Annotated in this window: 16 protein-coding genes; 7 read left to right on the top strand and 9 right to left on the bottom strand. The window is 72.3% G+C overall.

Annotated features, from left to right (window positions below; translation table 11 throughout):
• Position 1 precedes the first annotated feature (1 nt).
• The 3 genes from pyk to pta form a co-directional block, all read right to left on the bottom strand.
• On the bottom strand, positions 2 to 1,432 hold the full coding sequence (pyk, locus tag AB0D46_RS10545) for a pyruvate kinase (protein ID WP_362876912.1): 1,431 nt from the start codon (positions 1,430 to 1,432) through the stop codon (positions 2 to 4).
• Positions 1,433 to 1,494: 62 nt separating this feature from the next.
• On the bottom strand, positions 1,495 to 2,709 hold the full coding sequence (locus tag AB0D46_RS10540) for an acetate kinase (RefSeq protein ID WP_362876911.1): 1,215 nt from the start codon (positions 2,707 to 2,709) through the stop codon (positions 1,495 to 1,497).
• 55 nt (positions 2,710 to 2,764) lie between these two features.
• Entirely contained in the window at positions 2,765 to 4,879 is a 2,115-nt protein-coding gene (pta, locus tag AB0D46_RS10535; RefSeq protein ID WP_362876910.1) for a phosphate acetyltransferase, read from the bottom strand.
• Positions 4,880 to 5,189: 310 nt separating this feature from the next.
• Between pta and AB0D46_RS10530 the strand changes: the two genes are divergently transcribed.
• Positions 5,190 to 6,215 (top strand): ATP-dependent 6-phosphofructokinase, encoded by a 1,026-nt coding sequence (locus AB0D46_RS10530; protein ID WP_362876909.1) that lies wholly within the window; start codon positions 5,190 to 5,192, stop codon positions 6,213 to 6,215.
• A gap of 118 nt (positions 6,216 to 6,333) precedes the next feature.
• Here the strand turns inward: AB0D46_RS10530 and AB0D46_RS10525 are convergent, their stop codons facing one another.
• The gene (locus AB0D46_RS10525) at positions 6,334 to 6,954 is read right to left on the bottom strand and encodes a helix-turn-helix domain-containing protein (protein WP_362876908.1); all 621 of its coding nucleotides are present in this window, start codon (positions 6,952 to 6,954) and stop codon (positions 6,334 to 6,336) included.
• 400 nt (positions 6,955 to 7,354) lie between these two features.
• On the opposite strand from AB0D46_RS10525, the gene AB0D46_RS10520 reads away from it, so the two are divergent.
• Together AB0D46_RS10520 and AB0D46_RS10515 are read left to right on the top strand one after the other, a co-directional pair.
• On the top strand, positions 7,355 to 7,747 hold the full coding sequence (locus AB0D46_RS10520) for a MerR family transcriptional regulator (RefSeq protein ID WP_362876907.1): 393 nt from the start codon (positions 7,355 to 7,357) through the stop codon (positions 7,745 to 7,747).
• A 120-nt stretch (positions 7,748 to 7,867) separates the two neighbouring features.
• A complete protein-coding gene (locus AB0D46_RS10515) occupies positions 7,868 to 8,248 on the top strand; it encodes a thioredoxin domain-containing protein (RefSeq protein WP_362876906.1) in 381 nt (126 codons plus the stop codon).
• Here AB0D46_RS10515 and glgB read toward each other — a convergent pair.
• The 4 genes from glgB to AB0D46_RS10495 form a co-directional block, all read right to left on the bottom strand.
• Positions 8,238 to 10,520, bottom strand: a complete 2,283-nt coding sequence (gene glgB / locus AB0D46_RS10510; RefSeq protein ID WP_362876905.1) for a 1,4-alpha-glucan branching enzyme — start codon at positions 10,518 to 10,520, stop codon at positions 8,238 to 8,240. The two genes, AB0D46_RS10515 and glgB, sit on opposite strands and share 11 nt — an antisense overlap.
• Positions 10,517 to 11,965 carry a maltokinase gene (locus AB0D46_RS10505; RefSeq protein ID WP_362876904.1) on the bottom strand — a complete coding sequence of 483 codons (1,449 nt, stop codon included), beginning with the start codon at positions 11,963 to 11,965 and terminating at the stop codon, positions 10,517 to 10,519. Before AB0D46_RS10505 ends, glgB begins: the two co-directional genes overlap by 4 nt.
• A 155-nt stretch (positions 11,966 to 12,120) precedes the next feature.
• Positions 12,121 to 13,827 carry a maltose alpha-D-glucosyltransferase gene (gene treS, locus AB0D46_RS10500; RefSeq protein WP_362876903.1) on the bottom strand — a complete coding sequence of 569 codons (1,707 nt, stop codon included), beginning with the start codon at positions 13,825 to 13,827 and terminating at the stop codon, positions 12,121 to 12,123.
• The gene (locus tag AB0D46_RS10495) at positions 13,824 to 15,818 is read right to left on the bottom strand and encodes an alpha-1,4-glucan--maltose-1-phosphate maltosyltransferase (RefSeq protein ID WP_362876902.1); all 1,995 of its coding nucleotides are present in this window, start codon (positions 15,816 to 15,818) and stop codon (positions 13,824 to 13,826) included. The genes treS and AB0D46_RS10495 overlap by 4 nt, the downstream gene beginning before the upstream one ends.
• 421 nt (positions 15,819 to 16,239) lie before the next feature.
• On the opposite strand from AB0D46_RS10495, the gene AB0D46_RS10490 reads away from it, so the two are divergent.
• From AB0D46_RS10490 to AB0D46_RS10475, 4 genes are all read left to right on the top strand, one after another.
• Positions 16,240 to 16,776 (top strand): GNAT family N-acetyltransferase, encoded by a 537-nt coding sequence (locus AB0D46_RS10490; RefSeq protein ID WP_362876901.1) that lies wholly within the window; start codon positions 16,240 to 16,242, stop codon positions 16,774 to 16,776.
• Positions 16,777 to 16,948: 172 nt separating this feature from the next.
• Positions 16,949 to 17,818 (top strand): hypothetical protein, encoded by an 870-nt coding sequence (locus AB0D46_RS10485; RefSeq protein WP_362876900.1) that lies wholly within the window; start codon positions 16,949 to 16,951, stop codon positions 17,816 to 17,818.
• A gap of 120 nt (positions 17,819 to 17,938) precedes the next feature.
• A complete protein-coding gene (glgP, locus tag AB0D46_RS10480; protein WP_362876899.1) occupies positions 17,939 to 20,575 on the top strand; it encodes an alpha-glucan family phosphorylase in 2,637 nt (878 codons plus the stop codon).
• A gap of 237 nt (positions 20,576 to 20,812) precedes the next feature.
• Positions 20,813 to 21,262, top strand: a complete 450-nt coding sequence (locus AB0D46_RS10475; protein ID WP_362876898.1) for a hypothetical protein — start codon at positions 20,813 to 20,815, stop codon at positions 21,260 to 21,262.
• Positions 21,263 to 21,380: 118 nt separating this feature from the next.
• Here the strand turns inward: AB0D46_RS10475 and AB0D46_RS10470 are convergent, their stop codons facing one another.
• Positions 21,381 to 22,838, bottom strand: a complete 1,458-nt coding sequence (locus AB0D46_RS10470) for a nitronate monooxygenase (protein WP_362876897.1) — start codon at positions 22,836 to 22,838, stop codon at positions 21,381 to 21,383.
• Between the last annotated feature and the right edge of the window lie 310 nt (positions 22,839 to 23,148).

Genomic DNA, 23,148 nt, shown 5'->3' with positions numbered 1-23,148 from the left:
GTCAGTCGCGGGTGGAGCCGCCGACGTGGTGGACGCGCACCATGTTGGTGGTGCCCGGGACACCGGGGGGCGAGCCGGCCGTGATGACCATGGTGTCGCCCTCGTTGTAGCGGGCCAGCTTGTGCAGCTCCCCGTCGACGAGGTCGACCATCGCGTCCGTGTTGTCCACGTGCGGGACGACGTAGGACTCGACGCCCCAGCTCAGCGTGAGCTGGTTGCGGGTGTTGACGTCCGTGGTGAAGGCCAGGATCGGCTGGGTCGCGCGGTAGCGCGAGAGCCGGCGGGCCGTGTCCCCGGACTGGGTGAAGGCGATGAGCGCCTTGCCGTCGAGGAAGTCCGCGATCTCGCAGGCCGCGCGGGCGACGGAGCCGCCCTGGGTACGGGGCTTCTTGCCCGGGACCAGCGGCTGGAGGCCCTTGGACAGGAGCTCCTCCTCGGCCGCCGTGACGATCTTGGACATCGTCTTGACGGTCTCGATCGGGTAGGCGCCGACCGAGGACTCCGCGGACAGCATGACCGCGTCCGCGCCGTCGAGGATCGCGTTGGCGACGTCGGACGCCTCGGCGCGCGTCGGGCGCGAGTTGGTGATCATCGACTCCATCATCTGGGTCGCGACGATCACCGGCTTGGCGTTGCGGCGGCACATCTCGATGAGCCGCTTCTGGACCATCGGGACCTTTTCGAGCGGGTACTCGACGGCCAGGTCGCCGCGGGCCACCATGACCGCGTCGAAGGCGTCCACCACGGCGGCCATGTTCTCGACGGCCTGCGGCTTCTCGACCTTGGCGATGACGGGGACCCGGCGGCCCTCCTCGTCCATGACCTTGTGGACGTCCTTGATGTCGCCGGCGTCCCGGACGAAGGACAGGGCGACCATGTCGCAGCCCATCCGCAGGGCGAACCGCAGGTCGTCGACGTCCTTCTCCGACAGGGCGGGGACGTTCACGGCGGCACCCGGCAGGTTGATGCCCTTGTGGTCCGAGATGACACCGCCCTCGATGACGATGGTCTTGACCCGCGGGCCCTCGACCCCCGTCACGCGGAGCTCGACGTTGCCGTCGTTGATCAGGACCTGGTCGCCCTTGGACACGTCGCCCGGGAGACCCTTGTAGGTGGTGCCACAGATGGACTTGTCACCGGGGACGTCCTCGATGGTGATGGTGAACTCGTCACCGCGCACCAGCTCGACGGGACCCTCGGCGAAGGTCTCCAGGCGGATCTTCGGACCCTGGAGGTCGGCGAGGACGCCGACCGCCCGGCCGATGTCCTCGGAGACCTTCCGGACGCGGTCGTACCGCTCCTGGTGCTCTGCCTGGGATCCGTGGCTGAAGTTGAATCGGGCCACGTTCATACCTGCCTCGATGAGCGCTTTCAGCTGCTCATACGAGTCGACGGCGGGGCCCAGCGTGCAGACGATTTTGGAACGGCGCATGAAGCGGATCCTATCCGTTTGTTTCGTAGCGGAATATTCCGTCTGGTGGAAAGTCCAAGTGACTAGTGGGTAACCAGCGCGTGCGCCTGGGTGGCGATCTCCAGTTCCTCATCGGTGGGGACCACGGCCACCGCCACCCTGGCGTACTCGGCTGACACCAGTCGGGGCTCGGAGGACCTCGCCGCGTTGGCCTCCGGGTCCAGCGCCAGGCCCAGCTCCTCCAGCCCCCGCACCGCTGCTGCCCGGATTCCGGCCGCGTTCTCGCCGACGCCCGCGGTGAACACCACCGCGTCCACCCGACCCAGCACCGCCGTGTAGGCACCGATGTACTTCTTCAGCCGGTGCACGTACGCGTCCAGGGCCAGCCGGGCCGCGGTGTCGCCCCCGTCGGCCCGCCGCTGCACCTCGCGCATGTCGTTGTCGCCGCACAGACCCAGCAGACCGCTCTTCTTGTTGAGCAGCGAGTCGATCTCGTCGATGGACAGGCCGCCCACCCGCGCCAGGTGGAAGATCACCGCCGGGTCCAGGTCGCCCGAGCGGGTCCCCATGACCAGGCCCTCCAGCGGCGTCAGCCCCATGGACGTCTCCACGCACACGCCGCCCCGCACGGCCGAGGCGGAGGCACCGTTGCCCAGGTGCAGCACGATCACGTTCACGTCCTCCACCGGCTTGCCCAGCAGCCGGGCGGCGGCCCGGGAGACGTAGGCGTGGGAGGTGCCGTGGAAGCCGTACCGCCGGATGGCGTACCGGTCGGCCGTGGCCGCGTCGATCGCGTACCGGGCCACGTGCTCCGGCATCGTCGCGTGGAAGGCGGTGTCGAACACCGCGACCTGCGGGAGGTCGGGACGCAGCTCGCGCGCCACCTCGATGCCGGTGACGTTCGCCGGGTTGTGCAGCGGGGCCAGCGGGATCAGGCTGCGGATCTCCGCGAGCACCTCGTCGTCGATGACCGTCGGCTCGGTGAAGCGGGTCCCGCCGTGCACCACCCGGTGGCCCACGGCCGCCAGTTCGGGGGAGTCCAGCCCCATGCCGTCGGCGGCCAGTTCCGCCGCGACCGCCTTCAACGCGGCCCCGTGGTCGGCGATCGGGCCGGACCGCTCGCGCTTGCCGGCCGCGGCACCCGGCCCGGTCAGCGGTTCGTGGGTGAGCCGCGAGGTCTCCTCGCCGATGCGCTCCACCAGGCCGGCGGCCAGCCGGGACCGGTCCGCCATGTCGAGGAGCTGGTACTTCACCGACGAGGAGCCGGAGTTGAGGACGAGTACGCGCGATGCGGTCACGATGAAGGTCTTTCCTGGTCGCGTTCGGTGGGGGATGCGGGCGGGCCGGTCGGGGTCAGGCCCCGGGGGCCGGGGCGGCCGGAACCTCCGGGCTCCGCGTTCCCTGGTTCTGGGCCTGGATCGCGGTGATCGCCACGGTGGTGACGATGTCCTGCACCAGCGCGCCGCGCGACAGGTCGTTGACCGGCTTGCGCAGACCCTGGAGCACCGGGCCGACCGCCACGGCGCCCGCCGAACGCTGCACGGCCTTGTAGGTGTTGTTGCCCGTGTTGAGATCGGGGAAGATCAGCACGGTCGCCCGTCCGGCCACGTCGGACTCGGGCAGCTTGGTCGCGGCGACCGAGGGCTCCACGGCGGCGTCGTACTGGATCGGCCCCTCGATCAGCAGGTCGGGCCGCTGCGACCGGACGATCTCGGTGGCCTTGCGGACCTTGTCCACGTCGGCCCCGGAACCCGAGGTGCCGGTGGAGTACGAGAGCATCGCGATCCGCGGCTCGACGCCGAACGCGGCGGCCGTGGCCGAGGCCTGCACGGCGATGTCCGCGAGCTGCTCGGCGTCGGGGTCCGGATTGACCGCGCAGTCCCCGTAGACGAGGACCTTGTCGGCCAGGCACATGAAGAACACCGAGGAGACGATCGCCGCGTCGGGCTTCGTCTTGATGATCTCGAAGGCGGGGCGGATGGTGGCCGCGGTGGAGTGCACCGAGCCGGAGACCATGCCGTCGGCGAGCCCCTCCTGGACCATCAGGGTGCCGAAGTAATTGACGTCCGTGACCACGTCGTTGGCCAGCTCGACGGTCATCCCCTTGTGGGCGCGGGCCTTCGCGTAGTACTCGGCGAAGCGTTCGCGCAGCGGTGAGGTCGCCGGGTCGATCAGCTGCGCGCCGGAGATGTCGATGCCCAGGTCGGCCGCCTTCTTCAGGATGGCCGGCTCCTCGCCCAGCAGGGTCAGGTCGCAGACCCCGCGGCGCAGCACCACGTCGGCGGCGCGCAGCACCCGCTCCTCGGTGCCCTCGGGCAGCACCACCCGGCGCCGCTCGGCGCGCGCCCGCTCCAGCAGCTCGTGCTCGAACATCATCGGGGTGACGCGCTCGGAGCGGGCCACCGACAGCAGCCCGCGCAGCTCGGCGGTGTCGACGTGCCGCTCGAAGAGGCCGAGGGCGGTCTCCAGCTTGCGCGGGGTCGCCGAGTTCAGGCGGCTCTGCAGGGAGAACAGCTCGGCGGCGGTCGGGAAGCTGTTGCCGGCCACCGAGACGACGGGCGTACCGGGCGCCAGCTTCGAGGCCAGCGTCAGGATGTCCTGTCCGGGCCGCTCGTTCAGGGTCAGCAGGACGCCGGCGATCGGCGGGGTGCCGGAGGTGTGCGCGGCGAGCGCGCCGATGACGAGGTCGGAGCGGTCCCCGGGGGTGACCACGAGGCAGCCGGGCGTCAGGGCGTTCAGGAAGTTCGGCAGCATCGCGCCGCCGAAGACGAAGTCGACGGCGTCGCGCGCCAGCCCCGCCTCGTCGCCCAGGAGCACCTCGCCGCCGAGCGCGCGGGTGATCTGCGCGACGGTCGGGGCGGACAGCGACTTGTCGTCCGGCAGCACGTAGCACGGGACGGGGAGCCGGGCGGCCAGCCGTTCGGCTATGACGTCGCGGTCCTCGGGGGCCACCCGGTTCACGACCATCGCCACGACGTGGCAGCCCAGGCTCTCGTAGGCGCGGTACGCGTTGCGGGTCTCGGCGCGCACGGCCTCGGCGGGGTGCTTGGTGCCGCCCACGACGGGGACGACGACCGCGCCGAGCTCGTTGGCGAGGCGGGCGTTCAGCGCCAGCTCGTCGGGGAGGTTGGTGTCGGCGTAGTCGGTGCCGAGGACCAGCATGACCTCGTAGTCGCGGGCCACCCGGTGGAAGCGGTCGACCAGCCGGGAGACCAGCTCGTCGGTACCCTTCTCGGCCAGGATGGCGGAGGCTTCGTGGTACTCCATGCCGTAGGCGGTGGCCGCGTCCTGCTCGATCCGGTAGCGGGCCTTGAGCAGGTCGAAGAGCCGGTCCGGGGCGTCGTGGAGCAGGGGGCGGTACACGCCCACCCGGCCCGTCTGCCGGGTCAGGAGCTCCATGATCCCCAGCTCGACGACCTGCCGGCCGTCCCCCCGCTCGATACCGGTCACGTACACGCTGCGCGTCACGCGTGCTCTCCGTCCGTGGTCTGTGATGGTCGTGGCGCCCCACCGTGCGGCGGGCCGATCCGTGCGTCGTTCATCCCGAATGCGTAGGGCTCGACCCCTTGACAATACCTCCGCCAATGGATAGGGCGCCCGCCGGAACAAAGGCCCTGTGGGAGGGTCGAAAGGCCCGGTGGGCGGAGTGGCGCGCAGCGCGCGGCCCCCCGGGCACGTGGAACAATCGGACAGGCGGCATCAATACGCCCTTCATATGTACGGCTGTCCGCCCGCACGCGTACGGCCAGGTACGACCAGGAGCAGGAGACACAGCACGATGCGTATCGGAGTTCTCACCGCAGGCGGCGACTGCCCGGGCCTGAACGCTGTCATCCGGTCGGTCGTACACCGCGCCGTCGTCGGTCACGGGGACGAGGTCATCGGCTTCGAGGACGGCTTCAAGGGCCTGCTCGACGGCCACTACCGCCCCCTCGACATCAACGCCGTCAGCGGCATCCTCGCCCGCGGCGGCACGATCCTCGGCTCGGCCCGCATGGAGCGCGCCCGCCTCCACGAAGCCGCCGAGAACGCGGCCGAGTTGGCCAGGCGGTACGAGATCGACGCGCTCATCCCGATCGGCGGCGAGGGCACCCTGACCGCCGCCCGCATGCTGTCCGACGCGGGAATGCCCGTCGTCGGCGTACCGAAGACCATCGACAACGACATCTCCTCCACGGACCGCACCTTCGGTTTCGACACCGCCGTCATGGTGGCCACCGAGGCCATCGACCGGCTGAAGACCACCGCCGAATCGCACCAGCGGGTGATGGTCGTCGAGGTCATGGGCCGGCACGCCGGTTGGATCGCCCTGGAATCCGGCATGGCCGGCGGCGCCCACGGCATCTGTCTGCCGGAGCGCCCCTTCGAGGTGGACGCCCTGGTCAAGATGGTGGAGGAACGCTTCGCCCGCGGCAAGAAGTTCGCGGTCGTCTGCGTGGCGGAGGGCGCACACCCGGCCGAGGGTTCCATGCCGTACGAGAAGGGCGCCATCGACCAGTACGGGCACGAGCGCTTCGCCGGCATCGGCAACCGCCTGGCCGTCGAGCTGGAGCACCGGCTCGGCAAGGAGGCCCGTCCGGTCATCCTCGGTCACGTCCAGCGCGGCGGCACCCCCACCGCCTACGACCGGGTCCTCGCGACCCGCTTCGGCTGGCACGCGGTGGAGGCCGTCCACCGCGGCGAGTTCGGCAACATGACCGCGCTGCGCGGCACCGACATCGTGATGGCCCCGCTGGCCCACGCCGTCACCGAGCTGAAGACCGTCCCCGAGGCCCGGATGTACGAGGCCGAGTCGGTCTTCTGACCGGAACGCCCGGCCGGGACCCGCGGCCCCACCTCACCCGCCGAACGGCCCCGGTGCGCCTCCTCCGCGAAGCGCCCGGGGCCGTTCGCCGTGCCGGGCCGAGGGGTGGCGGTGTGTCCTATCCCGCACCGCCGACCAGGGCCCAGAACCGGTCGGTGATCTCCGCGAGGAACTCCCGGCCCGAGGTTCCGGCCCCGGCGCCCTCGGCGCCGCCCCAGCTCAGGGTGGACACCATCCGGGCCTGGTAGTCGCCGTGCAGGAGCTCCAGTGCCCGTTCCAGGTTGGCCTTGGGCACCGGGAGGAGCTTGGCGAGCGGTTTCACGTACGCCTGCCAGCGGGTGGTCACCGCGCTGCGGAGCAGGTCGGTGAGCTCGTCGTGCTTGCCGGTCGCGGTGATGAACTGGGCAAGCGTCAGGCCGAGCACCGAGGCCAGGGCGGCGGACTGCCGCTCGTTGCCCTTCCAGCGCCCGGTGTCCTCCATCTTCTGGTACGCGTTCGCTTCGATCCCGACCCGGCGGGCCAGGTCGTCGGGGTCGAAGCCGCGGGCGACGCGGTGTTCCCGCAGGGTGACCGGCTCGGCGAGCAACTCCGCCGGGGAACACCAGAGCACGCCGGCGAGGGCCGTGAGCTCGGTCGAGCTCGGCGATTGTTCGCCGCGCTCCCAGGCCATGACGGTCTCGGGCGCGACGAGCAGTCCGTACTGGGCTCGCAGGCCGTAGGCGACATGACCGGGAGCCATGCCCAGGGCCGCACGCAGACGACGCGCGGCGGGGGCATTGAAAGGTGGGCTGGAGTGCACAGGGCACACGGTAGAAGTGGCCAAGGCTTGGCGACTACCAACCGTTCAAACAAGCTCATAACTCGTAGGAAAGTCCTATGAAGATAAGGGCTTTGGGCCGGTTTCCCTGCGACTGTCCGGTAATCGGATCAGTCGAAGATCCATTTATAGAGTACGGATTTGGCCACTCCATTTCAGCTGCCCGGCCACACCCGTGAAGTGATCCCCGTCACAGGCCCTGAACCCGCCGCCCGGCCCGTACGTGATCCGTACCGGGGGGCCCTCGCATACGGGGGTGGCGAGGGCCCCCTCCCGACGGGCTCCTTGCCTTGACGTCGGCGTCAAGGTCTACGGTCGCGGCATGCGAATCGGCGAACTGGCCCGACGGGCCGGCACCAGCACACGGACGCTGCGCTACTACGAGAGCCGCGGCCTCCTCGACGCGCGGCGCGCCGACAACGGCTACCGCAGCTACGACGAGGACGACCTGCGCCTGCTGCGCCAGATCCGGACGCTCCAGGACGTCGGCTTCGAGCTGGAGGAGACCCGGCCGTTCGTCGACTGCCTGCGGGCCGGCCATCCGGCCGGTGACTCCTGCCCGGCCTCCCTCGCCGTCTACCGCCGCAAGCTCGCGGAACTCGACGCGCTGATCGGCCGGCTGGCCGACGTACGGGAGCAGGTGGCCCACCAACTGGCCACCGCCGAGGAGAGCGCCGGCCCGACGGCCGCGCCGCGCTGCGAGATGACGGGCTGACCGGAACCCGGACCGGGGCCAGGACCAGTGCCGGAACCCGAACTCGAACCGGAATCCGGCCCCGGCCCCGGCCCCGGACGTCCCGCCCCCACCGACCACCACGCCACGAGAGGGAACGCCATGCCCCACACCGAGGGAACCGACCGCAGGTCCGCCGTCATCGAGGTGACCGACGTCGACTTCGAGGCCGAGGTGCTGCGGGAACGCGAGCGCACCGTACTGGTGGAGTTCACCGCCGCCTGGTGCGGACCCTGCCGTCAGCTCGCCCCCGTCCTGGCGGCGATCGCCGAGGAGGAGGCCGACCGCCTCAAGGTCGTCGTGATCGACGCGGACAGCAACCCCGGCACCGTCACGCGGTACGGGGTGCTGTCCATGCCGACCCTGCTCGTCCTGCGCGACGGCGAGCCCCTCCGCCGGATGGTCGGGGCCCGCCCCAAGCGCAAGCTGCTCCAGGAGCTCCAAGAGGTGCGCGAACTCCGGGAGCGGCCCGCTACGGCTTGAGCCAGATCGTCGCCATCGGCGGGAGCGTCAGCCGCAGGCTCGCCGCCCGCCCCTGGGTCGGCACCGGCTCGGGCCGCAGCGGCGCGGCGTGGTGGACGTCGCTCCCGCCGTAGACCTGGCGGTCGGTGTTGAGGACCTCCCGCCACGCGGGCACCTCCTCCGGCACCCCGATCCGGTACGCGTGCCGGACCACCGGGGAGAAGTTGGAGACGCACAGCAGCTGCGAGCCGTCCTGCGCGAACCGCAGGAACGCCAGCACGTTGTCGTCGGCCGCGTCCCCCGCCACCCAGGCGAAGCCCTCCGGAACGGTGTCCCGCTCCCACAGCGCCGGCGTCGCCCCGTAGGTGTGGTTCAGGTCCCGGACGAGGTCGCGCACGCCCCGGTGGTCACCGGCCGCCGAGTAGGAGGAGTCCAGCAGCCACCAGTCCGGCCCGTGCGCCTCCGACCACTCCGAGCCCTGCGCGAACTCCTGTCCCATGAAGAGCAGTTGCTTGCCCGGGTGGGCCCACATGAACCCCAGGTACGCCCGGTGCGTGGCCCGCTGCTGCCACCAGTCGCCGGGCATCTTCGATACCAGCGCCCGCTTGCCGTGCACCACCTCGTCGTGCGAGATCGGCAGCACGTAGTTCTCGCTGAACGCGTACACCATCCCGAACGTCATGTCGTTGTGGTGGTACTTGCGGTGCACCGGCTCCTTCGACACGTACCGCAGGGTGTCGTGCATCCAGCCCATGTTCCACTTCAGACCGAAGCCGAGCCCGCCCGAGTCCGTCGGCCGGGTCACCCCGTCCCACGCCGTGGACTCCTCCGCGATCGTCATCACGCCCGGGCAGCGCCGGTAGACCGTCGCGTTCATCTCCTGGAGGAAGGCCACCGCGTCCAGGTTCTCCCGGCCGCCGTGCTCGTTCGGCGACCACTCGCCGTCCTCGCGCGAGTAGTCCAGGTACAGCATCGAGGCCACCGCGTCCACGCGCAGGCCGTCGATGTGGAACTCCTGGCACCAGTACACGGCGTTGGCGACGAGGAAGTTGCGGACCTCCTTGCGGCCGTAGTCGAACTCCAACGTCCCCCAGTCCGGGTGCGCGGCCCGGCGCGGGTCACCGTGCTCGTACAGCGGCCGGCCGTCGAACTCGGCGAGCGCCCACTCGTCGCGCGGGAAGTGCGCCGGCACCCAGTCCACGATCACCCCGATGCCCGCCCGGTGCAGCGAGTCCACCAGGAACCGGAAGTCGTCCGGGGTGCCCATCCGCGAGGTCGGCGCGTAGAAACCGGTGACCTGGTAGCCCCAGGAACCGCCGAAGGGGTGCTCGGCGACCGGCATCAGCTCCACGTGGGTGAAGCCCAGCTCCTTGACGTACGCCGGGAGTTGCTCGGCGAGCTGCCGGTAGCCGAGGCCGGGCCGCCAGGACGCCAGGTGCAACTCGTAGACGGAGAACGGGGCCTGGTGCGGCGGCCGCTCGCCGCGCGTCCGCATCCAGTCGGCGTCCTGCCAGGCGTACCGGGAGGCGGTCACCACCGAGGCGGTCGCCGGCGGGACCTCCGCGTACCGGGCCATCGGGTCCGCGCGGACGGTGTGGCTGCCGTCCGGGCGCGTGATGTCGTACTTGTACAGGGTCCCCTCGCCCACCCCCGGCAGGAAGAGCTCCCACACCCCGGACGAGCCGAGCGAGCGCATCGGGAAGGCGACCGAGTCCCAGTACGAGAAGTCGCCCGTGACCCGGACGCCCTGCGCGTTCGGCGCCCACACGGTGAACCGGGTGCCCGCCACGCCCTGGTGCTCCATGGGCTCCGAGCCGAGCGCCGTCCACAGCTCCTCGTGCCGGCCCTCGCCGATCAGGTGCAGGTCCAGTTCGCCGAGGGCGGGCAGGAACCGGTACGGGTCGTGCAGCTCCACCTCGTCACCGTCGTACGTCACCAGCAGTCGGTAGTCCGGCACGTCGGTCAGCGGCAGCAGCCCCGAGAACAGCCCGTCCCCGTCGTCGAAGAGCTCGGCCCGCAGCCCCTTCGCCACGACCGTCACGGACTTCGCGTACGGACGCAGCACCCGGAAGGCGACCCCGCCCCGCTGGGCGCGCGCCCCCAGCACCCCGTGCGGGTCGTGGTGGCGGCCCTCCAGCAGCCGGAAGCGTTCCTCCGCGGCGAGCGGGGGCGCGGGCCGCACGCCGCCGTGCTGCGGGTCGGCCCGCCGGGCCCGCGGGGTACGGGGCTTCTTCCCGGTCTCGGGGGCGGTTTCGTCGCGGACGGTCGGTGACGGCTGTCGTGCGGCGCTCACGCGAGCGGCCTCCTCGGGGGCTTCGGATGCGGATGCGGGGAAACGGAACCGGGGGCGGGCGGGGTCGGCGGCACGCGGTGGGCGGGCCGCTGCGGTTCCGACAGGCGGCGGATCGCCGCCATCGGGACGTGCAGCCAGTCGGGTCGGTGACGGGACTCGTAGCGGGCCTCGTACACCGCCTTGTCGGTCTCGTACGCGCGCAGCAGGACGGGGTCCTCGCGCGGGTCCCGGCCGGTGGTGCGGGCGTAGCCCTCGCAGAACGCGGCCCGGCAGGCGTCCGCCCAGGCGGGGGCGAACGGCCGGTGCGAGCGGGCGGCGTAGTCGAAGGAACGCAGTATCCCGGCGATGTCGCGGACGGCCGGTTCCGGTCGGCGCCGGTCGGCGAGCGAGCGGGCCGGTTCGCCCTCGAAGTCGATCAGCGCCCAGCTGCCGTCGACGGTGCGCAGGGTCTGCCCCAGGTGCAGGTCGCCGTGGATGCGCTGGGCTCGGACCCCGGTCCCCCGGGACGCGGCCAGGGCGTCGAAGGCGCCGCGCAGGCCGGCCTCGTAGGGCTGGAGCGCGGGCACCTCGCGCGCGGTGGCGGCGAGCCGGGCGGTCATCCCGGCGGCGAGCCGGGCGGTCTGCTCGGGCCCCAGCGCGATGGTGGGCAGGGCGGAGGCGAGGGCGCTGTGCACCTCGGCGGTGGCCCGACCCAGCGCGTGCGCCTCCGCGGTGAAGTCGGCGCCGGCGGCCAGCCGGCGCAGGGCCAGCTGCCAGCCGTCGTCGGAACCGCGCAGGTACGGCTGGAGCACGCCGAGGGTCAGCGGCTCGGGCCCGGGCAGCACGGCCTCGTACCAGGCGACGGGCGCGGGTACCCGCGAACAGCCGGCGTCGGCCAGTGCCCGGGGCAGTTCCAGGTCCGGGTTGACGCCGGGTCCGACGCGGCGGAACACCTTGAGGATGAACGAATCTCCGTAGATGAGGGAGGAGTTGGTCTGCTCCCCCGAGAGCGGCCGGGGTGGGAGCCCGGCCGGGACCGGGGCCTGGGGGTCCCGGTCGAAACGGAGCGGGCCGAGGGTGCCGGGGGAGCGCAGTCGCTCCAGCAGCATGGCGGCGAGCCGGGGATCGCCCAGCGCCTCGTAGACCGCCCTGCCCGCGTACGGGCCGTCCTCGGCGGTCCCGATCAGTGCGGGCGCGAGGGCGGGCGGGAGCGGGGACGGGCGGATGCCCAGCAGCAGCTGGTAGCAGTCCCCGTCCACGTCGAGGAGCAGGTGGAGCAGGCCGGGAGTGGATCCCGGCGGCAGCAGTTCGGCCGCCGAAACGGCCCTCAACCTGCTGATGGTGCGGCCCTTGCCCGCGAACCAGCGCTGTGCGGGCAACCAGGCCCTCAGCATGGGTTCCAGCGGGCCGATCCCGGCGGCCCGGTCGGCCGTCAGCCGGCTCCGGGCGGATGCAGCCTCCGACATGGCGTCGCGTCCTTTCCCCGGGCCGTCACAGAATGCGCAGAGTGTCCCGGATGTGCGGCAGTTGCTTCTCCGGTATGTGCGAGTGTCGGGTCAGGATGATCCGTACAGGGGCGGGCGATTGACCCAAAGGAGTGCCCGCCCCCCTGCTCGGTCCGTCAGTCGGAGCGCTGGTCGCTCCGCAGGCGGAACCAGTAGAAGCCGTGTCCCGCCAGGGTCAGCAGGTACGGCCATTGGCCGATCGGCGGGAAGCGCACGTCACCCGTGAGCTCCACCGGGACCCGCCCGTTGAACGACCTCAGGTCCAGCTCGGTGGGCTGCGCGAAGCGCGAGAAGTTGTGCACGCACAGCACCAGGTCGTCGTCGAGCTCGCGGAGGAACGCGAGGACGGCCGGGTTGGACGAGGGCAGTTCCGTGTACGAACCGAGGCCGAAGGCGGGGTTCGCCTTGCGGATCTCGATCAGTCGCCGGGTCCAGTGCAGCAGCGACGAGGGCGATGCCATGGCCGCCTCGACGTTGGTGACCTGGTACCCGTAGACCGGGTCCATGATGACCGGCAGGTTCAGCCTGCCCGGATCGCACGAGGAGAAACCGGCGTTGCGGTCCGGGGTCCACTGCATCGGGGTGCGGACGCCGTCGCGGTCGCCGAGCCAGATGTTGTCGCCCATGCCGATCTCGTCGCCGTAGTAGAGGATCGGCGAGCCGGGCAGGGACAGCAGCAGGGCGGTGAACAGCTCGATCTGGTTGCGGTCGTTGTCCAGGAGCGGGGCGAGCCGGCGCCGGATGCCGATGTTGGCCCGCATCCGCGGGTCCTTGGCGTACTCGGCGTACATGTAGTCGCGTTCTTCGTCCGTCACCATTTCGAGGGTCAGCTCGTCGTGGTTGCGCAGGAAGATGCCCCACTGGCAGCTCTCCGGGATCGCCGGGGTCTTCGCCAGGATCTCCGAGACGGGGTAGCGGGACTCTCTTCGGACGGCCATGAAGATGCGCGGCATGACGGGGAAGTGGAACGCCATGTGGCACTCGTCCCCGCCCTTCGCGTAGTCGCCGAAGTAGTCGACGACGTCCTCGGGCCACTGGTTGGCCTCGGCGAGCAGCACCGTGTCCGGGTAGTGCGTGTCGATCTCCGCCCGGACCCGCTTGAGCAGGGTGTGGGTGCGCGGGAGGTTCTCGCAGTTGGTGCCCTCCTCGGCGTACAGGTAGGGCACGGCGTCGAGGCGGAAGCCGTCGATGCCGAGGTCCAGCCAGAAGCGCAGGGCGGACACGATCTCCTCGACGACGGCCGGGTTCTCGTAGTTGAGGTCCGGCTGGTGCGAGAAGAAGCGGTGCCAGTAGTACTGCTTGCGTACGGGGTCGTACGTCCAGTTCGAGGACTCGGTGTCGACGAAGATGATGCGGGCGTCCTGGTACTGCTTGTCGTTGTCGGCCCACATGTAGTAGTCGCCGTACGGCCCGTCGGGGTCATTGCGGGACTGCTGGAACCACTCGTGCTGGTCGCTCGTGTGGTTCATGACGAAGTCGATGATCACCCGCATGCCGCGGGTGTGCGCGGCGTCCACGAACTCCACGAAGTCGGCGAGGTCGCCGAACTCGGGCAGCACGGAGGTGTAGTCGGAGACGTCGTAGCCCCCGTCGCGCAGGGGTGAGGCGAAGAACGGCGGCAACCAGAGGCAGTCGACGCCGAGCCACTGGAGGTAGTCCAGCTTGGCGGTGAGCCCCTTGAGGTCACCGACGCCGTCGCCGTTGCTGTCGTGGAAGGAGCGGACGAGGACCTCGTAGAAGACCGCCCGCTTGAACCAGTCGGGGTCGCGGTCCTTGGCGGGGGTGTCCTCGAAGGTGTCATGGACGGGATCGTTGATCATCATGTGGTGGGTGACCCTCCGGTGGGCGGGGACGGTCGCAGCGCGGCCAGTACGTGTGCGGGCGTGCGGCCCGGCTCCAGGCGTACGTAGTTCGCCCTGCCCCAGTGATAGGTATCGCCGGTGAGCTCGTCGCGCACCGCGAGGGACCCGTGCCAGTCGAGGCCGAGTACCGGCATGTCCAACGAGACCGTCGCCTCCTGGGTGTGGTGCGGATCGAGGTTGACGACCACCAGTACGGAATTGGCGCCCGCGTGCTTCGAATAGGCGATCACCTGTTCGTTGTCGGTCGAGTGGAAGTGGATGTCCCGCAATTGCTGAAGGGCGGGATTGAGCCGGCGCACCCGGTTCAGGGTGGTGATGAGCGGGGCGATGGTGCGGCCCTCGCGTTCGGCGGCGGCCCAGTCGCGTGGCCGGAACTCGTACTTCTCGGAGTCCAGGTACTCCTCGCTGCCCGGCTTCGCCGGGGCGTTCTCGCACAGCTCGTAGCCCGCGTAGACCCCCCAGGTGGGGGAGAGGGTGGCGGCCAGGACCGCGCGGACCTCGAACGCGGGGCGGCCGCCGTGCTGGAGGTACTCGTGCAGGATGTCGGGCGTGTTGACGAAGAAGTTCGGCCGCATGACCGAGGCCGAACGGTCGTCCGCCAGCTCGCTCACGTACTCCGTCAGCTCGGACTTCGTGTTGCGCCAGGTGAAGTACGTGTACGACTGCTGGAACCCGACGGCCGCCAGGGCCCGCATCATGGCCGGGCGGGTGAAGGCCTCGGCCAGGAAGATCACGTCCGGGTCGGACTTGTTGATGTCCGCGATCACCTTCTGCCAGAAGACCACCGGCTTGGTGTGCGGGTTGTCGACGCGGAAGATCCGTACGCCGTGGTCCATCCAGTACCGCAGGATCCGGCAGGTCTCCGCGACGATGCCGGCCATGTCGGCGTCGAAGTGGACCGGGTAGATGTCCTGGTACTTCTTCGGCGGGTTCTCGGCATACGCGATCGTCCCGTCGGCCCGGTGCCGGAACCACTCGGGGTGCTTCTCCACCCACGGGTGGTCGGGGGAGCACTGGAGCGCGAAGTCCAGCGCGATCTCCAGCTCCAGTTCGCGGGCCCGGGCCACGAAGGCGTCGAAGTCCTCGATGGTGCCGAGCTCGGGGTGGACCGCGTCGTGCCCGCCCTCCGTGGAGCCGATGGCCCACGGTACGCCCGGGTCCCAACTGCCCGCCGACAGCGTGTTGTTGGGGCCCTTGCGGTAGGTGGAGCCGATGGGGTGGATGGGCGGCAGGTACACCACGTCGAAGCCCATGTCCGCGATCGCGGGCAGCCGCTCGGCGGCGGTCCGGAAGGTACCGCTGACCGGGGCCGAGCCGGGCTCCAGCACCGCTCCCTCGGAGCGGGGGAACATCTCGTACCAGGAACCGAAGAGGGCGCGCTTGCGCTCGACCAGCAGCGGCAGTGCCTTGGCGGCGCTGACCAGCTCGCGGTACGGGCGCTTGGCGAAGGCGGCGTCCACCTCGGGCGCGAGCGCGACCGCGTACCGCTCGGCGACGGTCCGGTCCTCGTCGCGCATGATCGCGGCGGCGTCGCGCACCGCGGCGCGGCCGTCCCGCTTGGGAATCTTGGCGGCGGCCCGCTCGTAGAGCTCCGCGCCTTCCAGCAGGACGAGACCGGTATCGATGTCCGCCGGGATCTTGATCGCGGCGTGTGACCGCCACGTGGCGACCGGATCGCTCCACGCCTCGACGGTGTACGTCCACCTCCCCTCGGTCTCGGCGGAGATCCGGGCCCCCCACCGGTCGGTGCCGGGGGCGAGTTCGCGCATCGGGATCGGCGGGCGCAGGCGCCCGCTCGGATCGCGCAGTACTACGTGTGCGGCCACGGCGTCGTGGCCCTCGCGGAACACGGTGGCGGAGATCTCGAAGACTTCGTCCGCGACCGCCTTGGCGGGTCTGGCGCCGCAGTCGACGGCAGGGCGGACGTCCAGCACGGGAATGCGACCGATCATGATGGGATCACCTGGGGGCAGTTCGCAGGGCTCGGTGACAACAGGCCAGCCGGTATCACGGCTGGTAGTGCACGCTCTGTTCGCTCTGTTTCTAGCCGCTCGGAAGACGGCTGGGCTGCGGGCATGGCCGCTCCTGTCCGCGTTCACTCGGGTGGCGGGGAAAGGGGTGGGCGGGTGCGCCGTGCGTGTACCGCGCGTACCCGCAGAGCCCTGCCCCACGCACACCCCGTCCAATCCGAGCCGTTGGTTAACTACTCGTACGTAGTGGCACGTGGCGCACAAAGGACCGGATCGCCGGGTGCCGACGCTCCGTCAAGTCGGTGAGGAAAAAGCGATGTACAGCGACGAGGTCTCCGTCCCACCCGTCCCGGCAGCCCCGGGAGTACCGCCATCGAGGGGTGCGGAAGGGGCGCCGCAACCGGTGTTCGCGCTGCCGTGCGGCATGGTCCTGCGCCCCTGGCGGGCCACGGACGCGCAGGTCCTGGCCTCGGCGCACGAGGATCCGGACATCCGGCACTGGAACCGGACCGAGCCGATGACGCCGGCCGGCGCCGTCGAACGGATCGAGCGCTGGGCGCGACGCTGGGAGGCGGGCGAGGGCGCCGCCTGGGCGGTGGCGCACCCCGACGGGGACGGGACCGCGGGCGCCGCGGTGGGACTCGTCGGTTTGGCCGACATCGATCGGTCCGGCGCGAGCGCGGAGTTCCTCTACTGGCTGCTGCCCGCCGGCCGCGGCCGGGGCGCGGTCGGACAGGCCGTGACGGTCGTATCCCGATGGGCGTTCGAGGAGTGCCGTCTGCACCGGCTGCGGATCTGTCACTCCGTGGCGAACCCCGCCTCCTGCGCCGTCGCGGTCAACGCCGGCTTCCCGCTGGAGGGCACCCTGCGCGGCGCCCTGCTGCACGCCGACGGATGGCACGACGAGCACCTCCACGCCCGCCTGGCCACCGACGCCTGACGGACCGCCCGACGGACCGCCCCACCGGCCGCCCCACGGGCCGTCCGACGAGCCGTCCGACGGGCCGTACGACCGGATCCCGACCAGGGCGCGCGGTCGGGCGGACGGGAGGATTCCGCCGGCGTGCGCCCACCCGGTGCCCGCCCGGCCCGCAGGCGCGACAATGCCTGGCATGGGTCCGATGGAGCAGCAGGAATATCCCCTCGTACGGCGCCTGCGCGCGCCCGACCCCCGGCTGCGCGAGGCCGCCGCCCGGGAGGCCGCCGACACCCTGTGGGGGCCCGAAGCGGAACGGGTCCTGGCCGCCGCGCTGGTCAGCGCGGCCCGCGAGGAGGAGGACCCCGGCGCGCTGGCGGCGCAGCTGGCCGCGCTGCCCACCGTGGAGACCGGCCTCGACGACACCGACCTCGGTCGGCTCGCCGTCATGCCCTCCCCGCCCCCGGTGCTGGCCAGGCTGCTCGCCCGGGCGGGCCGGCTCCAGGTGTCCGGCCCCGTGGAACCCGTCGGCGCCGGCACCCGGGCCGTCGTGCGCTGCCTGCGCGGCATACCCTGCACCGGCCTCGGCCTGCGCACCCCGCTCGGGGCCCGGGTGGTGCTGGAGCGCATCGAGACCTACGGCCGGGCCGCCGACCGACTGGGCACCGGCGCCTCGGCGCGGGTGCTGCTCTCGGGCCCCGGCGCGCGGGAGCTGGGGGAGTGGGACCGCCTCGAAGCCGACCCGCGCGCCCGGGAGTACGTACGCCTGCTGCGGGCCCCCGATCCGCGGGTGCGGGAACTGGCCGCCGCCGGGGCCGCGGACTGGCCCGACTCCTGGGACCCCGAGACCGGCGCCCTGCTGTGCGCCGCCCTGGCCCGCGCCGCCGCGCACGAACCGGACCCCTCCGCGCTGGAGACCGAACTGGGGGCCCTGCTGCAACTCGTCCGCTTCCTGCCACCGTCGGCCCGCGCCGCCCTGCGCGCACTGGACCGCGCGAGCGTGCCCCCGACCCTCCGCCCCTGCCTGGACGCCCTGCTGACCGCCGCCGGCCCCGCGCACGGATGACGCCCCGCAGGGGCGGGATGGTCCGGGGCGGGGTTCGCCGCTAGCCTTCCGGGGGCGATGCGCGGGTGCACAGCGTGGTGCGGCCGCTCCGATCCGTCATCCCCTGCGAAGGTGGAACACGTGAAGGCTATCCGTCGATTCACCGTGCGCCCCGTCCTCCCCGAACCCCTCGTGCCGCTCGCCGAACTCGCGCGCAACCTGCGCTGGTCCTGGCACACGGAAACCCGAGAACTCTTCCAATCCGTCGATCCCGAAGGCTGGCAGGCCGCCGGCGGCGACCCCGTCCGGCTGCTCGGCGCCGTGCCCGCGGCCCGACTCGCGGAACTCGCCGCCGACCGGCGGTTCCTGCGCCGGCTCGCCGTCGCCGTCGCCGACCTCGATGACTACCTCCACGGCGGCAGGTGGTACCAGAGCCAGGAGAACGTCGCCGACCTGCCCGCCGGGATCGCCTACTTCTCCCCCGAGTTCGGCATCACCGCCGCCCTCCCCCAATACTCCGGTGGCCTCGGCATCCTCGCCGGCGACCACCTCAAGGCCGCCAGTGACCTCGGCGTACCCCTCATCGGCGTCGGACTCCTCTACCGCCACGGCTACTTCCGCCAGTCCCTGTCCCGTGACGGCTGGCAGCAGGAGCACTATCCGGTCCTGGACCCCAACGAACTGCCCGTCTCGCTGCTGCGCGAGGACGACGGCGCCCCCGCCCGGGTCTCGCTCACCCTGCCCGGCGGCCGATCCCTGCACGCCCACGTCTGGCAGGCCCGCGTCGGCCGCGTCCCGCTGCTCCTCCTGGATTCCGACGTCGAGGACAACGACGCCGTCGCCCGCGAGGTGACCGACCGCCTCTACGGCGGCGGCAGCGACCACCGGCTCCTCCAGGAGATGCTGCTGGGGATCGGCGGCGTGCGCGCGGTGCGCACGTACTGCCGGATCACCGGGCACCCCGACCCCGAGGTCTTCCACACCAACGAGGGACACGCCGGTTTCCTCGGGCTCGAACGCATAAGGGAACTGGAAGGGGAGCGCGGCCTCGGCTTCGACGCCGCCGTCGAAGCCGTGCGCGCCGGGACGGTGTTCACCACCCACACCCCCGTCCCGGCCGGCATCGACCGCTTCGAGCGGGCCCTGGTCGCCCGGCACTTCGGCGAGGCCGCCGAACTGGCCGGCGTACCCGTCGACCGGATCCTGGAACTCGGCGCGGAGTCGTACCCCGGCGGCGACCCCGGGGTGTTCAACATGGCCGTCATGGGACTGCGCCTCGCGCAGCGGGCCAACGGTGTCTCCACCCTCCACGGGGCCGTCAGTCGGGGCATGTTCGCCGGGCTCTGGCCGGGCTTCGACCCCGTCGACGTACCCATCGCGTCCGTGACCAACGGGGTGCACGCCCCCACCTGGGTCGCCCCCGAGGTCATGCGGCTCGGCGCCCGCCAGATCGGGTCCGGGCGCACCGAGGACGCCCTCGCCGTCGGCGGCTCCGCCCGCTGGGACGCCGTCGCTCAGATCGCCGACCAGGACGTGTGGGACGTGCGCCGGGTGCTGCGCGAGCAACTGGTACAGGAGGTACGGGACCGCCTGCGCGCCTCCTGGAAGCAGCGCGGGGCCGCGGACGCGGAACTGGGCTGGGTGGACTCCGTCCTCGACCCGGACGTGCTGACCATCGGCTTCGCCCGGCGCGTGCCCTCGTACAAGCGGCTCACGCTGATGCTGCGCGACCCCGAGCGGCTGCGCCGACTGCTGCTGGACCCGGACCGGCCCGTGCAGATCGTCGTCGCGGGCAAGGCGCACCCGGCCGACGACGGCGGCAAGCGGCTCGTGCAGGAGCTGGTGCGGTTCTCCGACGACCCGCGGGTGCGCCACCGCATCGTCTTCCTGCCCGACTACGGCATGGCGATGGCGCAGAAGCTGTACCCGGGCTGCGACGTCTGGCTGAACAACCCGCTGCGTCCGCTGGAGGCCTGCGGGACCAGCGGGATGAAGGCGGCGCTCAACGGCTGCCTGAACCTCTCCGTCCTGGACGGCTGGTGGGACGAGTGGTTCGAGCCCGACTTCGGCTGGGCCATCCCGACCGCCGACGGCCTCGGCACGGACGAGGACCGGCGCGACGACCTGGAGGCCGGCGCCCTCTACGAGCTGATCGAGAACCGGGTCGCGCCCCGGTTCTACGACCGGACCGGGCGCACGGGGCTGCCCGTGCGGTGGATCGAGATGGTCCGGCGCACCCTGGTGTCCCTGGGACCGAAGGTGCTCGCGGGGCGGATGGTCCGCGAGTACGTGGAACGGCTCTACACGCCCGCCGCCCGCTCCCACCGCGCCCTGACCGCCGACGCCGCGCGGGACCTGGCCTGGTGGAAGGGCCGGGTCCGGGCGGTCTGGTCGCGGGTGGCCGTCGAGCACGTGGAGGCCGTCGCCGCGGCGCCCGTCGGGGGCACCGCCGAACTGGGGGCCACCCTCACGCTGCGGGTGCGGGTGGCGCTCGACTCGCTGACGCCCGAGGACGTGGAGGTGCAGGCCGTCGCGGGCCGGGTCGACGCGCAGGACGTCATCCGGGACGGCCGGAGCTTCCCGCTCAAGCCCGCCGCCGGGCCCGACCTGGAGGGGCGGTGGGTGTACGAGGGCCCGCTCGCCCTCGACCGTACGGGACCGTTCGGCTACACCGTCCGGGTGCTGCCCTCGCACCCGCTGCTGGCCACCCCGGCCGAACTCGGGTTGGTCGCGGCCCCGGTCGACACCGAGGCTCCGGGCGGCGTCCTGCTGCGCTGAACCCCGGGCCGGCGGGCGCCGTAGCGCCCTGTGCGGACCGTCCACCGCCCCGCCCCGCAGCCGCGGGGCGGGGCGGTGGGCCGTACGGACGCGGGTGGCTCGGGGGGCCGCCCCGGGAGGGTGAACCATCGAACACGTTGTGTATGCAGAAACGTTTCTTCAGAGCGGGTCGCTCCTACGTTGGCCGCGGATGCCGACAGGACAGGCATCCGTGGACCCACGAGAAACGGATCCCCCATGCGTCTACGCACCACAGCCACCGTGCTGCTCGCGAGCCTCGCGCTCGTGCTGCCCACCGCCGGCCAGTCGATGGCCGGCGACCGGCACGACCGCGACTCGCTCGGCGAGCTGTACTACCGGTACGCCGATGAGGAGGGCGACGTACACAGCCGGTCGATCGAACCGGCCGACAACGACACCTGCTACCAGCTGCCGGGCACGCGCAACCACCCGGCCTTCAAGGTGGTGAACGACACCGGGTCCCTCGCGCTGGTCTTCGGGGACCGCAACTGCGGCGGTGAGCCGCAGGAGGTGCTGGAGCCGGGCGACGAGGCACGGAACCTGAACGTCCGCTCCGTGTACTTCAAGCCGACCGACGGGCACGGCCACCACGGCGGCCGCCACGACGGCGACGACGGCCGCGGCGACGACCGCGGCGACCACTGGGACGGGGACGACCGGTACTGATCGGCCCTCCGCACCACCGACCGACCGCGGGTCGCACCGCGCGCCACACCGGCAGGAGGGCCCGGCACCCCCAGGGGTGCCGGGCCCGCGCACGTCCACCCGCCGGATGCCCCGGGCCCTAGGTCGCCGGCCGCGCCCCGGGCTCCAGCCATCGGACCACGTCCGCCGCCGTATAAGGGGAGGCGTCGGGGGAGAGCCGGGGCAGGAACGACAGGTCCTTGCCGATCGTCACCAACGGGGGCTCGGTCCGCCCGCCCGGCCGGCGCTGCGCGAGGCCGATGGTGGCCAGCAGGCCGTTGCACAGGCACTGCTTGCCCTCGGCGTCCGCGGGATCCCCGCCCTTGCGGACGTACGCGGCCACCGGCTCGGCCGCGCACCGGTACACCAGCCCGCGCCGCCCCCGTACCGGGGTGCGCAGGAACCCCAGGTCGCAGACCCGGCGCCGGGCGGCGGCCACCTCCGGTTCGGACACGGTGCCCGGCAGCCGCGCCACCTTGAACGGGAACGCGGTGGGGGAGGCCCCCGGATCGTTGCGGACCGTCAGGGTGCCGGCGTGCGCCCGGCCCAGGAGTTCCTCGCGCAGGTGCCGGGCCATCCCCGACTCCTCGCACAGCGCGAAGGCGCTGCCGATCTGCACCCCGGCGGCGCCGGCCGCCCGGGCCGCGGCCACCGCCTCCGGGGAGGCCTGGCCGCCCGCGAGCCAGAACGGCAGCCCGAGCCCGGCCATCCGCGCGAGGTCGGGCTGGTCCCGCGGTCCGTAGACGGGTTCGCCCGCCGCGTCCAGGGTCATCGGCCCGCGCGGCGGGGCGCTGTGGCCGCCGGCCCGGCTGGTCTCGATGACGAAGCCATCGGGACGGGTGGCCTCGTCCCGGGCCAGGTAGGCGGCGAGCACCGGCAGCGAGACGATGGCCAGCACCTCCGGGCGGCGCAGCGGGCCGGGCAGGTGCCCGGCGAGCAGCGCCCGCGGGTCGAAGAGCTGCTCCAGCGGCTCCTCCTGACCCACGACGGAGACCCGGGTCACGCAGGGTTCGCAGCGCACCAACCGGGTGGCGAGGGTCGGGATCTGACCGGGGACTCCCGCGCCCACGAGCACGTGGTCGACGCCTGCCAGGATCGCGCCGAACATCGCGGGGGCGGTGGCCAGCTGGATCTTCTCCAGGTAGTTGATGCCGATGACACCCTCGTGTCCCTCCTTGGCGAGCCAGACCTCGACGAAGTTGCCGAGGACGGTGAGGACCTCCGCCGGGGCCCCGCCGGCCGCGCGCAGGCGCGGGGTGGTCCGCATCGGGGTGCGGTCGTCGGGCAGGCCCTCCTCACGGAACCAGCAGTCGAGGGCGATCTGCGCGAGCTCGGGCAACGGGAAGGCGGCCAGGGCGCGGCGGGCGTGACCGCCCGGGTCGCCGGTCTGCAGGACGCGGGCCAGTACGACGTCCAGCGCGGTGCCGGACACCACGCCCAACTGCCCGGTCACGGACACCGCACGGGCGAGCCGCCAGCCGGAGACGCCGACGCCCATGCCGCCCTGGATCAGCCAGGGGCGCTGCGCGGGGGGAGCGTTCGTGGGGCTCTGGGGCATGGCGCACGTCCTCGGATCACTCGAACCTACGGTTCCGTAGGTTCGTCGGACTCCACCATCCCCCCGCCCCCGGGCCCGCCGGCAGCGGGCGAAGGTCCCGCCCCCGGGGGCAGCAGGTCCCGGTCCCGGGGGCCGGCGGACCCGTCACCCCGGGTCGTGCGCGGACCCGGTGGCCCGCCGTCGGGCGGCCGTCCGGGGGCCGGCGAACTCGGGCCGGCCGTGAAGGCGCTGCCGCCGCTGGTCGAGGAGCGGCCGGCGGCGCCGGGCCGGGGAGCGCCGGGCGGACGCGGCCGCCGCCGTCCGGCGCGTC

The sequence above is a fragment of the Streptomyces sp. NPDC048383 genome (assembly GCF_040651775.1).
Taxonomy (GTDB): domain Bacteria; phylum Actinomycetota; class Actinomycetes; order Streptomycetales; family Streptomycetaceae; genus Streptomyces.
The sequence above is the reverse complement of the archived record's forward strand: the minus strand, read 5'-3'. Positions and strand labels throughout refer to the sequence as shown.

What these genes read in the sequence shown, in the direction of transcription:
- pyk (WP_362876912.1), bottom strand. Translation starts at nt 1,432, where the DNA reads ATGCGCCGTTCCAAAATCGTCTGCACGCTGGGCCCCGCCGTCGACTCG.
- AB0D46_RS10530 (WP_362876909.1), top strand. Translation starts at nt 5,190, where the DNA reads ATGCGTATCGGAGTTCTCACCGCAGGCGGCGACTGCCCGGGCCTGAAC.
- AB0D46_RS10525 (WP_362876908.1), bottom strand. Translation starts at nt 6,954, where the DNA reads ATGGCTCCCGGTCATGTCGCCTACGGCCTGCGAGCCCAGTACGGACTG.
- AB0D46_RS10520 (WP_362876907.1), top strand. Translation starts at nt 7,355, where the DNA reads ATGCGAATCGGCGAACTGGCCCGACGGGCCGGCACCAGCACACGGACG.
- AB0D46_RS10515 (WP_362876906.1), top strand. Translation starts at nt 7,868, where the DNA reads ATGCCCCACACCGAGGGAACCGACCGCAGGTCCGCCGTCATCGAGGTG.
- AB0D46_RS10505 (WP_362876904.1), bottom strand. Translation starts at nt 11,965, where the DNA reads ATGTCGGAGGCTGCATCCGCCCGGAGCCGGCTGACGGCCGACCGGGCC.
- treS (WP_362876903.1), bottom strand. Translation starts at nt 13,827, where the DNA reads ATGATGATCAACGATCCCGTCCATGACACCTTCGAGGACACCCCCGCC.
- AB0D46_RS10495 (WP_362876902.1), bottom strand. Translation starts at nt 15,818, where the DNA reads ATGATCGGTCGCATTCCCGTGCTGGACGTCCGCCCTGCCGTCGACTGC.
- AB0D46_RS10485 (WP_362876900.1), top strand. Translation starts at nt 16,949, where the DNA reads ATGGGTCCGATGGAGCAGCAGGAATATCCCCTCGTACGGCGCCTGCGC.
- AB0D46_RS10475 (WP_362876898.1), top strand. Translation starts at nt 20,813, where the DNA reads ATGCGTCTACGCACCACAGCCACCGTGCTGCTCGCGAGCCTCGCGCTC.
- AB0D46_RS10470 (WP_362876897.1), bottom strand. Translation starts at nt 22,838, where the DNA reads ATGCCCCAGAGCCCCACGAACGCTCCCCCCGCGCAGCGCCCCTGGCTG.